Below are 16400 nucleotides of genomic sequence, written 5' to 3' on the forward strand. Positions count from 1 at the left end.
ATATAAATTTATTTAATTTCTATTTATTACATTATACATCATTTATTTTTCTTCAACAATACCTATAACGAAATATTAACTCCTTATCCCGAACAAATTAACACTTAATGCTTTGTTAATATTTTCAATTTATTGTATAATATATATAAGCATTACCATTATAAGGGTCAGATTATCTTAAATAAATAATATTATTATCGCAAAAAAGGAGAGTGAAAATTATTGAATGTAATCAGAGCAAAGCTGAAAGAAACCACATATTCTATTTTACCCATTACAATTATCGTCATTATTCTAAATTTCACGCTTACACCGATTGGTGGTACATCATTGATAAAATTCGTAATAGGATCTTTTCTAATGATTGTTGGATTGGCAATTTTTTTATTGGGTATTGATATTGGAATCACGCCAGTGGGAAGCATTATGGGACAGAGTATTGCAAAATCAAATAAAATTTGGATAGTAGCAATATCTGGAATGGTCTTGGGATTTATCATTTCCATTGCCGAGCCTGATTTACACATTCTCGCAAGCCAAGTCTCTAGCGTTACAGATGGCATCATTTCAAAGAACGCCATATTGATATGTGTTTCCATAGGAATTGCCGTTCTTATTTCCATAGGCTTGCTAAGAATAGTCTATAATACGCCTCTTTACAGAGCTTTGACAGTGCTTTACGGAATTATTTTTATGCTATCAATTTTCTCTTCAAGGGAATTTTTGGCAATTTCATTTGATGCATCCGGAGCGACTACAGGTGCTCTAACAGTGCCATTTATGCTTGCACTATCTGTCGGTATCTCAAAAATAAAGAGAGACAGTAAGGCATCAGAGAAGGATAGCTTCGGCTTGGTAGCAATTGCCTCAACCGGTGCTATAATAGCTGTATTGATTATGGGCTTGATAAGAGGTATAAATAATATTTCAGGAGAAATCTCAATTTCATCACAAAACGGCACACAAGGGATAATAGCACCTTTTTTGCATGGGATTCCACACACAGCGATGGAGGTATTAATTGCCCTATCACCTATATTAATCATTTTCCTAATTTTTGATAGACTATATTTCAAGCTATCAAAGCAGGTGCTATACAGAATACTTTTCGGAATACTGTTTTCTCTAGTCGGTCTGGTATTATTCTTAGTTGGTGTCAACTCCGGATTTATGAAGGTCGGAGAAATCGTTGGATATAAATTAACCCTTTTAGATAATAATTTTTATCCAATAGCCATTGGATTTATACTTGGTGCGGTTACAATACTAGCCGAGCCGGCAGTTCATGTTCTTACTCAACAAATCGAAGACGTAACTAGCGGATACGTAGATAGAAAGCTAGTCTTGATTACACTATCAATTGGTGTTGCAATCGCTGTATCATTGTCAATACTTAGAATATTAGTTCCAAGAATACAATTATGGCACTATCTGCTTCCAGGCTATGCAATTGCAATAATACTGACATACGTTGCACCAAAGCTGTTCGTAGGTATTGCATTCGACTCCGGAGGTGTCGCATCTGGACCCATGGCAGCCACATTTGTACTGGCGTTCGCTCAAGGAATAGCACAGGGTACAGAGGGTGCTAATGTTATAATTGATGGATTTGGAATTATTTCTATGATTGCCATGACTCCATTGATTGCTTTGCAAATATTGGGTATAGTATTTAAACATAAGGCTTCACAGGAGGAAAAAGATGATTAGCATGGAGGTAAAAGATGATTAGCATAAAAAACGAAATTGAATTAGTCTGCGTTATCGTAAACTATGGCTTGAGCAAAAAAATCGAGAAATTAGCTAGACAGAATGGTTCGAAATATACCTCCTGTGTAATTGCAAAAGGCACGTCTAGCACAGGAATAATGGATTTGATGGGACTGTCTGACACTAGAAAAGAAATTGTTTATTTGATTATGGAAAGTGAAAAAATCGACTCTTTTTTAAATGAGTTAGATTTCAAATACAAATTTTATAAAGCAAATCATGGGATAGCATTTGCAATATCCGTAAGTAATCTCATTGGATGTCATTACAATTATTACAATGGTAAAAGCTTGGAGGGAAAAAATATGAATGACTTAATTACAGCTATAGTAGATAAGGGAAAGGCTGAAGATGTTGTAGCGGCGGCTTCAAAGGGAGGAGCAAAGGGTGGAACAATTATAAATGCACGAGGCTCAGCATCAGATTCCCCTTGTCAAAAAATATTTGCTGTTGAAATAGAGCCTGAAAAGGAAATTGTAATTATCATTTCTGAATCAGATAAGACTGATAGTATTGTAGAATCAATCAATAAAGAAATGAATCTGGAAAAACCGAATAGTGGGATCCTATTCGTTCAACCAGTTAAGAGGACTTTGGGAATACAAAAATAGCAATAAAAAATATGCTATAATATAAGACTTTATAATATCTAGTGTTGATTGTAATAATAAAAAATGGCTGATTTAATACATACTAATCCTTCTGGATTATCCAGTAAAGATTAAACATATTATAATCAGCCCTTTTCATATTATTTATTAATTATTTTCTAACGTCAGCAAAATTATTATAGCCCGCCTCAATAAATATATTTTTTGCATTTTGAACATCCTGTTCATTTGCGGGTCTAATATCAGACAAAGAATATTCTTCATCAAACTCTTTCCATTTATATATTCCCATCTCATGATATGGCAAAAATTCAAACCTCTCAACGTTATTGAGCTGCTTTAGAAATTCTGCCATAGCTCTCAAATCATCCTTATTATCTGTGATCGTCGGAACTAACACATGTCTAACCCACACAGGAATCTTTTTTTCATTGAGATGCAGAGCTAATTTTAAAGCCGCTTCGGAGCTATACCCCGTCAACCATTTGGATTTTTCTGGAGATATATGCTTAACATCAAGCAATACTAAATCCGTATATTCCAAAATCATATCAATTTTTTTTATATTGACCAGACCACTCGTATCCAAGCAAGTATGTATGTTATTTTGTTTTGCAAGCTTGAACACAGCTCTCACAAATTCAGCTTGAAGGGTAGGCTCTCCACCAGAAATTGTAAGTCCCCCACCAGAGGTAGAATAATAAGACTTATACCTTAAAACATCCTTTATTACCTCCTCTGGAGAAATCATCCTGCCAGCTCCGATTTCCCACGTATCTCTATTGTGACAATATCTGCATCTTAAAATACAGCCCTGCAAAAACAACACATATCTAATTCCCGGTCCATCTACAGTTCCAAAGGTTTCTATCGAGTGTATATTTCCTAATTTCATATCATTTATCCTAAGCCATTCTTTGATGGAATGTTCTATTTATTACATCTAGCTGTTGTTCTCTAGTAAGCTTTATAAAGTTTACAGCGTATCCAGAAACTCTAATAGTCAGCTGTGGGTATTCCTCTGGTCTTTCCATTGCATCAAGTAATGTATCTCTATCAAGAACATTTACATTTAAATGCTGTGCTCCTTGAGTAAAATATCCATCCATCATTGCGGACAGATTTGAAACTCGCTCTGACTCATTCTTACCCAACGCATTTGGTATTACAGAGAAAGTGTTTGATATACCATCCTGAGATTCGCTATATGGTAGCTTTGCAACTGATGACAATGATGCCAATGCACCATTAGAATCTCTACCATGCATTGGATTTGCACCTGGTGCAAATGGTTCTCCAGCTTTTCTACCATCTGGAGTATTTCCAGTTTTCTTTCCATAGACAACGTTTGAGGTGATTGTCAAAACGGATTGTGTGTGTAGTGCATCTCTATAGGTTTTATGCTTTCTAATCTTTTGCATAAATCCTCTAACTAAATCAACAGCTATTGAGTCAACTCTATCGTCGTTATTTCCGTACATCGGAAATTCACCCTCAGTTTCAAAATCGACGATAACTCCGTTTTCATTTCTAATCGGTTTAACCTTTGCGTACTTGATTGCAGAAAGTGAGTCCGCGCAAACCGATAATCCGGCAATTCCACAAGCCATTGTTCTAAGTATTTCCATATCATGAAGAGCCATTTCCAAGGACTCATATGAATACTTGTCATGCATATAGTGAATTACATTCAATGTATTGACATAAAGACCTGCAAGCCATTCTGAATATTGTTCAAATCTTTCTCTAACAGCTTCATAATCAAGAATTTCATCCTTCAATGGCTCTGCCACTGGTCCAATTTGTATACCAGACTTCTCATCTATACCACCGTTTAGAGCATATAGAAGTGTTTTTGCCAAATTCACTCTTGCTCCGAAGAATTGCATCTGCTTTCCAATTCTCATTGCTGATACACAGCAAGCAATACCATAGTCATCACCTGTATAGCTTTGCATCAAATCATCATTTTCATATTGAACTGAGCTAGTGTCTATAGAAACTTTTGAACAAAAATCTTTAAAGCCCTTTGGAAGCTTTGTCGACCATAGCACAGTCAAATTTGGTTCCGGAGATGGGCCAATATTATACAACGTATTTAATATTCTGAAAGAATTTTTCGTTACATATGTTCTTCCATCAGCATTCATTCCACCGATTGATTCTGTCACCCATGTAGGATCTCCAGAGAACAATTCATTATAGTCCGGTGTTCTCAAGAATTTAACCAGCCTAAGCTTCATAACAAAGTGATCCATTATTTCCTGTGCTTCTTCCTCTGTAATCACTCCATTTTTTAAATCCCTTTCAAAATATATATCCAAGAAGGATGATGTTCTACCTAATGACATCGCAGCACCATTTTGATCTTTTATTGCTCCAAGGTAAGCAAAATACAACCACTGTACAGCCTCCTGTGCATTTTCAGCCGGTCTTGAAATATCAAAGCCGTATGATTGAGCCATATTCTTTAGCTTTTTCAATGCGACAATTTGTTCGGATAACTCCTCTCTCAATCTCATCACATCTTCAGTCATCGGTCTATTTGCCAATGATAGCTTTTCTTCTATCTTTTTTTCAATCAGAAAATCAACACCATATAGTGCTACTCTTCTATAGTCGCCGATTATTCTTCCTCTGCCATATGCATCTGGAAGACCAGTTATGATACCGGCTTTTCTAGCAGCCTTCATTTCGTCTGTATATACATCGAATACTCCTTGATTATGAGTTTTTCTGTATTTTGTGAATATCTCTTTTATTTTTGGATTCAATTCATATCCATAAGCTTCACAAGAATTTTCTACCATCCTTATTCCACCAAATGGCATTACTGCTCTTTTTAATGGAGCATCCGTCTGTAGACCTACTATTTTTTCAAGATCCTTATTAATGTATCCGGGATTATATGAGTCAATTCCCGAAATAGTATCGACATCAACATCCAACATTCCACCATTGTCCCTTTCCTTTTTAAAAAGGAAAGAAATTTGATCCCAAAGCTTTTTAGTATTGTCAGAAGCCCCCTTCAAGAAACTATCATCACCCTCATATGGAGTATAGTTTAAATTTATAAAATCATGAACATCAACATTTTCTGTCCAATTACCTTTTTTAAAATCATTCCATGCCATCATATGAATTACACCTCCATTTAATTATAATCCAAAACGAATCATATTTTTATTAGCTATTAACGAATCATATTTTTATTAGCTATTAATACTTGAACATTCATAAAAAATACCAAGCAAAAAGGTTTATTATTTTTTATAAACAAATTTCAAATATTTCATTTATTTGCAACAAACCCAAGAATAATTAATAACAATTTTCATTTATTTAAAAACACGAACATTTTTATAAATTTATATTTTTTTAATTACCCTTTCTTTTTCATGCTACGATTGATTAATTATTAGTATATCCATATGATAGCACACTCCTAAGCGTTTTGCAAAGTTTTTTTGAGCGATTTTAAAAATAGCAATTTTCAGATTATATTATTTTTAACAACAATATTGTTCGTATTTTTCACAATGCACTGTATTACATTATTTGTTTCAAAAACTTCCTTAGCCTATAAAGTGAGAATCCAACTAGCACTGCTAATATAGCAATGATAATTCCTATTATACTGCCACTTGTTCCCATTAATGAAGCTCCATATATCAAGGCACTTGACACGATTATCATTGATATTAAAATCATAAAAACTAAAATTGTGATATATCTCGGTAGTCTATTCTGTATTTCATTAACATTATGCCAATTTATCAAAGCATGCTTGTAGTCGAATATCAGCCAGTGTACAGAGGCTGCTGCTGTAACTACAGTAAGCACAAGAATACCGACAATTGACAGTAGGATATTTATTTTCAAGTACAAAAATAACCCTATCATCATAATTAAAGGAACCAACATTGTAAACAACAAAGAAAACTGCAGCTTAGAAAAAATGTATTTTCTTCTGTCAATTGGCAATGCCATAAAGTAGTTATAATTTTCCCTATCAAGAGAAACAATTATTGAGCAAAGATTCGTTGGATAAATAGATATAATCAATCCTATTGCTAACGGAATTAATAATACGAAAACAATTTGATTATTTCTAAAAACATCAGCGATTTCTGCTGAATTATTGATTATCATTGGAGCAATCATCATAAATGGCATAAAAGAAGGAAGCACTATTGATTGAGTTATCAACGTCGAATCATTTATTAGCCCCAGATTATACCTAAACATACCAAGCTTCGCTTTTTTTAATGTTTTTTTCCTAATACTGTGTGTTACAATATCTCGAGCCTTATCTTCACCATCAAATTCAACTCCACTCCTTCTATTTTTCCTTATATTTTTGTTATTGGAGCTGTAATCAGATGATATATTTCTTTTTTTAGCATTGCCATTTTTGCTGTTTTTTGTATTCCCTTGAATAAGTCTAACACTGTTGTAAAAGCTCTTTTCTGATCCCCTTGAAATAAATATAATCACAGCGATTACCACAGCAGCTATTACCAACAGCATAATCCCCTGCAAAACACCAGCTGCCATTAATTTAGATATCGGTCCAAAAAACACTTTATCCTTTTTTAGTGATTCTTGCAAAAAATTTGAATTGTAGCTCTGTATTTTAAAAATGAAGAAAACATTTAAAAGCATACCAGCTAACGATATAAATGTAATAATGCTAGTTTTAAATTTTGAAATAATGGCTGTCCTCACCATAAACTGCATAAGTAATGAATTAATTGCAATGACAACTCCCCCAAATACTACAAACGCAAATATCCCAAAAATTATAGAAAGAGCAATATTCATTCCATTGTGTACATTGAACATAGCTACAAGCGGAATTATTGGTATTGCCAGCTGTGTCGTAGCAAGCCCTATAACAGACATTTTAGCAGTAAACACCATTTTCTCAGATATGGGAAGTGGCATATAGCTTTCCGAATCCCTGCTTTCATAAAATACATTGAAGAAAAATGTAAATGTCTGCAAAATATTCATCAACAGAAAAAATCCCAGAGAATAATCGAATAAAAATGGTAGAGCTGAGAAATCAATCGGAATGAATATAAGTGTATATACTCCAACCATTATTACTGTTCCCAAGATATAGCTATACTTAAATATGTCAGAATATATCAATTTAGGATTGTACATATACTTTTGTTTTTTCTTCAAGCTTGAAGTGTAGGACGGATTTGCATACAACAGATTTATAAAGAATAAGTGTTTGAAGGCTTGATTTTTTAGTAAATTTTTCATCTTTTTTCACCTACTTTTCCATAACCTATTGTTCATCATTTTTTTCTGAGCCTACGTCGGAATAGGTATACTGTTTTTCGTCAGAATAAATTTTATTATTTCCATTTGGATTATTTACCATATCCAAATAAATTTTTTCCAAGCTTTCTCCAGGGTATCTATTTTTCAGCTCATCAATCGTTCCCACAAAAATCAATTTTCCCTTTCTAAGAATCCCCACTCTATCGCAAAGTCTTTCGGCGACCTCTAATACGTGTGTGGAGAACAATACCGTATTCCCCTTTTTCGTATGCTCCTTCATCATTTCCTTAAGATTAAAGGACGACTGTGGATCTAGTCCTGTCATCGGCTCATCCAATACCCATATTTTAGGATCAGAAAGAAGTGCTGCTATTATAAATGCTTTCTGCCTCATACCATGAGAAAACTCTTCAATAGGCAAGTTTTCATTCCCAGTCATATCGAATATTTCACAAAGTTCTATTATTTTTCTGTCTCTCGTTTCCTTTTCAATTCCATAAATATCTCCTACAAATTCCCAAAATAATATTGCCGGAATCTTTAAAAACATATCTGGAGAATCAGAAACATATCCTATTTGTTTCTTTATTTCAAGTCTATTCTCCTTTAAATCCTTGCCGTCCACAAATATTTGACCATTAGTTGGTTCAATAATACTTACTAAGGATTTAATTGTGGTTGATTTTCCAGCCCCATTATGACCTATTAATCCAAAAATTTCTCCATCTAAAATTTCTAAATCTAAATTATCGAGAGCGATTTTATCTCCATATCGCTTTGTCAATCCTGCTATTCTGATCATTGATTATCCTCCTTCAATCTATTATCAAGCTGTTTACTCAGTTATTATTACCTCTACCCTTATATCATGCTCATCAGTTGGAACCACATCAACCATAGCTTTTTTTCTTATCAGCAATACATTTTTTGCCATATCCTTTTTTGCTTCGATTTTTTTTATTTCAATTTGCTCTAGGTATCTGTCATAATATCCTCTGCCATATCCCAATCTATTTCCAGATTTATCACAGGTACAGCATGGAACAACTACTAAATCAGCATCCTCTTTTTTCATTTCCTCTGAAGCTTCATCTGGCTCAAGTATACCGAATTGTCCAACAGAAAGCTCCTCCACACTATTTATAATCAAGGCTTTCATCTCATGCTCAGCTACACAATAAGGTACTGAAACCTTTTTTCCATCAGATAGTGCCCTATTTATTATCTTTAAGGTGTCAATCTCCGGAAATTTTCCAACATAACAAAAAATATTATTAGAATTTTTATATAAATCGGAGCATAAAAATTTCTCTATTATCACAGCTTCAGATTTCTCAAGATATTCCTTTTCTATTTCGGAATAAATTTTTTTAATATGCTCTCTTAAAGCCTTTTTCTCTCTTTTAATTCTCCTTTTATCACTTTCCTTTTTTGAAAACTCACATCCACAATAATCCTGTCTATAAATACCTGCTTGTGAGGTTATTTCAACCGATCGCTTGTAACCATTGTTCTTTTTAAAATCTGCTGGTAAATGTCTTACTTCATATTCCTCAGCAATTCTCATTCCTATTTCATTTAGAACTCGTGAGTTTTTATGCGGACTGATTGACAGTGTTGTCGTAAAATAATCAAAGCCTTCTTGTTTTGCAATTTTTGCTGCCTCTCTCAATCTTATCTCATAGCATAAATGACATCTTTCACCCCCCTCTGGAATAGCTTCCCTACCATGTGCCATTTTATAAAATCTATCCACATCATACGCACCGGTAATCATATTTATAGGATATTTCGATTCAGTTATCTCTATTATCTTTTTCTGTTCTTCAACTCTATTCCAATATTCATCACTTGGATAAATATTTGGATTGTAATAAAAAACAGTTATTGAAAAATATTTCGATAAATACTCTAATACATAGCTGCTACAGGGACCACAACAACTGTGTAGCAATAAAGTCGGTACCACCTCACTATTCTCAATATTTTCTATAATATTATCAAGCTCTTTTTGGAAATTAATTGTCTGATTGGTTATTTTTCTCAATCTTCCACTCTCTTTATCTTCACATTTTGTTCTACAATTTTTATTAATATTCTCCTTGATATTAGGTTTAATATCTGATTTTATTGGCATCAATCACACATACATCTCCCTTCCAGCAACGAAAAATTAGTATTTGTTAGATATCATTATACACTAAATTTTCAAATATTAAAATTTTTTATTTAAGTATCTCTAAGCTAAAAATACAATTTTATTAAAGTATACACTAAAAATTCCAGCTATTGATATTACAGATGTAAACATCAGTATCAACTCTGTATATTTCATCAGCTTATCCTTTCCTAAAGCATAGTAACAGTATATATTATAACATTTTTTATTAACTTTTGATTATAGCTACCCAATTTAACTAAATAAATCTGTATTATTACAATTGATGTAAAACAAATGATAAAAAAAGATAGAAAATACTGTATAATTGAATTAACGACAAGAAAAGCTAAGTAATGTCATAAATAAGGGAAGGTTGGATTTTTACCAACCTTCCTTATAGCTAAATCTTTATTTTTCAATTTACTAATCATCAGATTAGAAATATAAATTGCATAAAAAATTACATTCACTCTAATACATATATCTATATAATGAAATATTTAATCAAAAAGAATCCGATTAAAAAGACCGACATTGCTATTACATTCTCTTGTCTAAAAAAATCCTTTTTAAAGGATTTTTTTAGACACACCTTTAATATAACAGACCTAATCACGAGAACAGAAAAAAAGGTCAATACTACAATAATATCTACATAATCTATCATTAGTGAAATCCTCTTTTCGAATATATTACCGAACCTATATATTGGCTCCTACTTGCATCTAAATTAAATTTTACCGAATATTGTGATAATAACACTACTATTAAAGCTACAATTACAACTTTTTTCAATTTCTTTATCTACATATTTTCTCCCCCTAAAATAAAATCAGCAATTATAAGATTTTTCATAATTTACATACTATAATGCTATCACAAATGATAATGTTTGTCAAATAAGTTTTTTTTATTATTTATATCACATATTAGCAAATATATAACTAATCAATTTAACTAAATAAATCTTAACATATTCAAAATATGTGTTTTTTTTGATATAATGATAATGTATTATTTTTTTTAACAACAATGATAGAAATTTCAAATTGGAAGGAGAAATGCAATGAGTTTATTGGTTTTCGGTCATAAAAACCCTGATACAGATTCAATCTGTTCGAGCTTGGTAATGACAAATTTAAAAAACAAACTAGGTATAGATGCGAAATCTTGTAGATTGGGCGAAGTTAGAAAAGAAGCAGAATTCGTGCTTAATTATTTTGGAGCTGAAGCTCCTGAGTTTTTAGAAGCTGTAGGAAGTGACGATAGCTGTTGTCTAGTTGATCACAACGAATATGGTCAGAGTGTTGACGGACTACAAGATGCTACAATATTAGAAATTGTCGATCATCATAAATTAGGTGGAATAGCTACTGCTACACCTTTGAGCATGACATTAAGACCAGTTGGCTGTACAAACACAATTTTATACAATATGTACAGAGAAAACAATGTCGAAATATCAAAGCCAATCGCAGGACTAATGTTATCAGCAATATTATCAGATACATTGATTTTTAGATCACCTACAACTACGGAGCTTGATATAGAGGCTGGTAAAGCACTTGCCAAAATAGCGGAGGTAGATTATGAAAAATATGGAATGGAAATGTTCAAGGCTGGTACTTCTCTTGACGGATACTCTGTTGAGGATATAGTAAACATGGATTTCAAGGCTTTCGATATGGGAACAAAGAAGGTTGGTATCGGTCAGGTAATGACTCTTGACATAGATTCTGTTTTGAGTAAAAAGGATGAATTCCTTACTTATATAAATGCGTCTGAATTTGATATGCTTTATCTTGCAATTACTGATATCATCAAAGAAGGCTCTTATATGCTTTATAAGTCCCCAGATGAAATAGTTGCAAATGCGTTCAACGTTGAGCCTACTCAGGGAGTTTTTGTTGACGGACTTGTTTCAAGAAAGAAGCAGTTGGTGCCAAGCCTTACTCCAGAAGTAGAAAAATTCTAACAAAAAAATAAAAATAAGAAGAGGTGTAAAATGGAACAAAATAATCCGATAGTAACAATAGAAATGGAAAATGGAGATATTATTAAGGCAGAGCTTTATCCACATATAGCTCCTAACACTGTCAAAAATTTTATTTCATTAATAAACAAGGGATATTATGATGGATTAATATTTCATAGGGTAATTAATGGTTTTATGATACAGGGAGGTTGCCCACAAGGCTCAGGAATGGGTGGCCCAGGATACAATATTCATGGAGAATTCTCGGCTAATGGATTCACAAACAATTTAAAACACGAAAGAGGTGTTCTTTCAATGGCTAGAGCAATGAATCCAAATTCAGCTGGCTCTCAATTCTTTATCATGCATAGAAACTCACCACATCTTGATGGACAGTATGCAAGCTTTGGTAGAGTCATCGAAGGTCTTGATATAGTAGACAAGATTGCCGAAGCTGAAACAAGCTTTGGAGATAGACCGGTCAATGAGCAAAAAATGAAAAAGGTAACAGTTGATACAAAGGGTGAGAGCTTCGATGAGCCAGAAAAACAATAGAATAATCAAGCTTGCTGTACTTGTAAGCCTTGTATTTGTAGCAGCATTATATTTTACAATTAATAAAAAAATCGATGAGCTATCGAAAACCTACTATTATCTTGGAACTGTGAGTGAGGTTAAGGTATTTAACGCTAAAAAAAGCAATGCTGAAGCTGCTCTAAAGGATGCTGATACTATACTAAAGGATATTCACAACAAGATGAGTGCACAACAGAGCAATACAGAGATAAATAAAATCAACGAAAAAGCTGGCATAAGCCCTGTAACTGTTTCAAATGAAACATTCAACGTGATTGAAGCCTCAATAAAGTATGCGAATTTGACAGGTGGAGTTTTCGATCCGACAATCGGTGCTATTTCGTCACTTTGGCAAATTGGAACAAATAATGCAAGAGTTCCTAGTAGCGATGAGATTACAAGGAATCTACAACTTATAAACTATAAAAATATAGAGCTTGACAAAAGTAAAAAAACAGTTTTTCTGAATGAAAAAAATATGAGACTCGATTTAGGTGCAATTGCAAAGGGCTATGTCGCAGATTTAATTTGTGAAAATCTTACAAGCAATAATATTGAAAGTGCCATAATCAACCTAGGTGGCAATGTATTTGTTTTGGGTGACAAATCTGGTCAACCATATAAAATCGGTATACAAGCACCTTATGAGGAAGCTTCAACATCAATTGGATATATCAAGGCTGAAAATACCTCTGTAGTCACGTCTGGAATTTACGAAAGATTCGTCAAGGCTGGAGACAAGCTGTATCACCATATGTTAAACCCTAAAACGGGATATCCATTTGAAAATAATTTAAATTCTGTTACCATAATTTCAAAGAAGTCTATTGATGGAGATGCTTTATCTACTTCTACCTTTGGAATGGGACTTGAAAAAGGCTTGGAATTTATTAATTCAAAAAAGGATGTCGGAGCGATATTTTTGACGAAGGACAAAAAAATATACTTGTCAAATTCAATGAAATCAAGGTTTATTTTGACTGACGAGTCCTATAAAATTGTCGAATAGAAAAATAAAATATTTTTCTGCAACAGCTGTTGTCAGATTAATATAAAATAGTATAGCTTTCCATATGGTAGGGTACAATCATTTGTTACCCTACCAAATATTTATATAAATTTGATATAAATATTTGGCATTTATATTTGATGTGACTGTTGTAAGCTCCTTGATTACTCGAGGCTTGCACAGCATTTCTCACTAAACGAATTTCGGTTTATTATATTAAAATGTAGAGAGGTACCCAATGAAATATAAAAAAGATCTATTAAAAATTATGATAATCTACAGCTGTATTTTTTTATTTCTGTCCTCTATCATTATTTTTATTATGCATAAGGATGGAAGAAGCTTTGTATATTATGGTGATGCATTTGTACAACACTTTCCATCTCAAATATATATATCCAAATACCTTAATGATATCGTAAAGAATGGATTTTATTTATTCAACTTTAATATCGGTCTCGGTCAGGATATTTTAAGCACATACCATTATTATGGATTAACGGATCCATTGAGTGCAATTTTTCTAATTAAAAATCTTAGCCCTGTGACAATATACATGATTAGAATATTCCTTAGAATTTATCTATCTGGAATCGCATTTATCTTCATGTGTGCGTACTTTACAGAAAAGAAATATCCTATAAGCATTGCTTTTGGTGCCGTTTTGTACACCTTCTCCAATTATGCCCTATCTCCTGGTATGATGCATCCATTCTTTATCAATGCGATGATTTTACTACCTTTGATGGTTATAGCTGTGCATAAATTGGTTTATAAAAATAATATTTTGCTATTTGTGATAGTGTTCGCTGCTTCGCTTATTACAAATGTATACTTGTCAATTATCCTGTCAGTAACTGCATTTTTTTATGCATTGATTTGTACTATTGACATTTTCTTAAAAAAAGGTCCTTCAAGCAGCATAAAGATTTTCGGCAGAGGTATGCTTTCCTATTTGCTGTCATTTTTAATATCCGGTATAGTAACCTTTCCAGTTGTTAATAGCATCATTACCAACAGTATTAGAAATATAGATAGCAAGGCTGAGCTACCTTTTATAATGGCTAAAAATGACATTATTAATTACTTTTATGCGTTTTTTAGAACTCCAGACTCCAATAATTTCGCATTGGTGGGAATTTCGATTGTGGTATTGGTTACGCTTATCGATATGCTTATCAACAAAGGCAACTTAAAGCTGAAAATAATTTCTTTTTTCACCCTATTGCTAATACTATCTCCGAAACTACACAAGCTATTTGGAGGATTTCTATATGATAACTACAGATGGTACTTCATCGTTACGCTATTACTTTCATATATTTTCGTTATTCGATTTGAGTCTGTGGTTGAATCGCAAGGGTATAAAAAAATATCGATATGCTTCACTACTTTACTGATAATCGGTGTATATACATATAGAACATATTTGAGATATGCCAACGATCCTAATCTGATGAGGATACAATCAAAAATTGCATTTTCCAATGATATATTGCCAATAGTAGTTGCTTTTGCACTAATTGCGATAATTTTATTTTTCAGAAATAAAAATCTTAAGAGCAGCTCGATATACGTGCTTATAATAATATCATTTTCAGTAAGTATGTTTATTTACGCTAAACAAAGCTCGTATTCAAGAGCTTTTGTAAAAAATTATATTTTACATGAAAAACTGGTTAAATACGACAAATATAAGGATATTCTAACAGACAGTAGTGAATTTTTTAGAGTTGATAATCCAAACACAGCAGAGAATAATTATTCCGATATATTTGGATACAATTCAATACCAATTAATTATAGCATTGAAAACAAAAATTTTTCACTGTTTAATTTGGAATATATAAACACTGCCTCTATTCCCATAACAGTCGTAAGAGGATTCGATAGCAGAGCTATACTAAACTCAATTACATCAACCAAATACTATCTTTCCGATTCGAAGATACCCTTTGGATATAAAAAAATATCTGATAGCTTATATGAAAACAAATACTATCTTCCATTTGGCTTTACATATGATAAATATGTGAGCTATGATGACATTAGAATGCTGGATGTATTAAAAAAACAAAACATATTACTTGAAGCTTGCATTATTGACAACACAGACAATAAAAAGCCAAATTTGACAGGTATTAAAAAACTTGAGGATAATTATTTCAGAAAATCAAGCTTAGTTGATACAAAATTAGATTTTAATGCTTTTAAAGCTTCAAGAGAAGACAAAAATACGAAGCATATTCTACAGAATAGAGGTATTATTAAAAACAAAAAAGATGATATTCTCCTACTTGAATATGATGCAAAGCTTAAAGGTGAGCTTTATTTAAGAATAGACAGCCAAGATGTTTTTAAGAATAATCCACATATTTTTGTTACACATAACGGAGAAGAAAGATATTATGATTTTATCAATAAGCATTCAAATTGGTATGCTGGAGAAAATCAAAAGCTTATAAACATTGGATATATTGATAGTGGCAAAAATCAATTAAAAATTAGAATTCCTAATAAAGGAGAATTCGATTTATCAAAAATAAGCTTGGATCTGATTAGCTTTGGCAGTTACGAAACAAATATTGAAAGACTAAAAAATAATCATCTTAAAAACGTATCTATGAACAAAAATGGCTTTACAGGCGAAATAGAAAACAAAGAAAGCAAATTACTCTTTATCTCAATTCCGTTTAATGATGGGTGGAAGGCATTTGTGGATGGAAATAATACTGATATATTTAGGTCAAATATCGGCTTTATGGCGATTAAGCTAAACCCAGGAATACATAGGGTCGAGTTTAAATATGAAAGACCTCTTCAAAGCATCGGCTTTATTTCAACAGTTCTAGGTACACTGATATTTGTGAGCTACATTGTGTTTAGAGGGCTCAATGCTAGACACAATATATTTAGAAAAAAAGAATCGAATAAAATTTTTAAGAGCTGACCCAAAGGTTAGGCAATGAGATATGAGGTTGAACACTCTATGTATAAGCA

12 protein-coding genes are annotated in these 16400 nt (G+C 32.5%); 6 read left to right on the forward strand and 6 right to left on the reverse strand.

The annotated features are described in order from the left end of the window. The first annotated feature begins 222 nt into the window (after window positions 1–222). Entirely contained in the window at window positions 223–1710 is a 1488-nt protein-coding gene (locus BM120_RS01820; protein WP_091992773.1) for a DUF1538 domain-containing protein, read from the forward strand. 14 nt (window positions 1711–1724) lie between these two features. Continuing rightward, on the forward strand, window positions 1725–2381 hold the full coding sequence (locus BM120_RS01825; RefSeq protein ID WP_091992774.1) for a P-II family nitrogen regulator: 657 nt from the start codon (window positions 1725–1727) through the stop codon (window positions 2379–2381). A gap of 151 nt (window positions 2382–2532) precedes the next feature. On the opposite strand, the gene pflA is transcribed toward BM120_RS01825, so the two are convergent. The 6 genes from pflA to BM120_RS01855 form a co-directional block, all read right to left on the reverse strand. Continuing rightward, window positions 2533–3276, reverse strand: coding sequence for a pyruvate formate-lyase-activating protein (gene pflA / locus BM120_RS01830; protein WP_091992775.1), 744 nt, complete (start codon window positions 3274–3276; stop codon window positions 2533–2535). A gap of 10 nt (window positions 3277–3286) precedes the next feature. Further along, the gene (gene pflB, locus BM120_RS01835) at window positions 3287–5518 is read right to left on the reverse strand and encodes a formate C-acetyltransferase (RefSeq protein WP_091992776.1); all 2232 of its coding nucleotides are present in this window, start codon (window positions 5516–5518) and stop codon (window positions 3287–3289) included. Between the two features lie 412 nt (window positions 5519–5930). Next, window positions 5931–7658 carry a hypothetical protein gene (locus tag BM120_RS01840; protein WP_091992777.1) on the reverse strand — a complete coding sequence of 576 codons (1728 nt, stop codon included), beginning with the start codon at window positions 7656–7658 and terminating at the stop codon, window positions 5931–5933. 25 nt (window positions 7659–7683) lie between these two features. Further along, window positions 7684–8481 carry an ABC transporter ATP-binding protein gene (locus BM120_RS01845; protein ID WP_091992778.1) on the reverse strand — a complete coding sequence of 266 codons (798 nt, stop codon included), beginning with the start codon at window positions 8479–8481 and terminating at the stop codon, window positions 7684–7686. A 33-nt stretch (window positions 8482–8514) separates the two neighbouring features. Continuing rightward, entirely contained in the window at window positions 8515–9816 is a 1302-nt protein-coding gene (locus BM120_RS11180; RefSeq protein ID WP_091992779.1) for a 5-formyltetrahydrofolate cyclo-ligase, read from the reverse strand. A gap of 508 nt (window positions 9817–10324) precedes the next feature. After that, window positions 10325–10507 (reverse strand): hypothetical protein, encoded by a 183-nt coding sequence (locus BM120_RS01855; RefSeq protein WP_091992780.1) that lies wholly within the window; start codon window positions 10505–10507, stop codon window positions 10325–10327. A gap of 399 nt (window positions 10508–10906) precedes the next feature. Here BM120_RS01855 and BM120_RS01860 point away from each other — a divergent pair, with 399 nt between their 5' ends. The 4 genes from BM120_RS01860 to BM120_RS01875 all read left to right on the forward strand — a co-directional run bounded on the left by BM120_RS01860 (window position 10907) and on the right by BM120_RS01875 (window position 16350). Continuing rightward, window positions 10907–11815 carry a manganese-dependent inorganic pyrophosphatase gene (locus tag BM120_RS01860; RefSeq protein WP_091992781.1) on the forward strand — a complete coding sequence of 303 codons (909 nt, stop codon included), beginning with the start codon at window positions 10907–10909 and terminating at the stop codon, window positions 11813–11815. 30 nt (window positions 11816–11845) lie between these two features. Next, window positions 11846–12370 (forward strand): peptidylprolyl isomerase, encoded by a 525-nt coding sequence (locus BM120_RS01865; RefSeq protein WP_091992782.1) that lies wholly within the window; start codon window positions 11846–11848, stop codon window positions 12368–12370. Continuing rightward, on the forward strand, window positions 12351–13400 hold the full coding sequence (locus BM120_RS01870; RefSeq protein WP_091992783.1) for an FAD:protein FMN transferase: 1050 nt from the start codon (window positions 12351–12353) through the stop codon (window positions 13398–13400). Before BM120_RS01865 ends, BM120_RS01870 begins: the two co-directional genes overlap by 20 nt. 238 nt (window positions 13401–13638) lie before the next feature. Beyond that, window positions 13639–16350 (forward strand): YfhO family protein, encoded by a 2712-nt coding sequence (locus BM120_RS01875; protein ID WP_091992784.1) that lies wholly within the window; start codon window positions 13639–13641, stop codon window positions 16348–16350. Window positions 16351–16400: the final 50 nt, after the last annotated feature.

It is taken from the genome of Peptostreptococcus sp. D1, assembly GCF_900112955.1.
In the GTDB taxonomy this organism is placed as follows: Bacteria; Bacillota; Clostridia; order Peptostreptococcales; family Peptostreptococcaceae; genus Peptostreptococcus.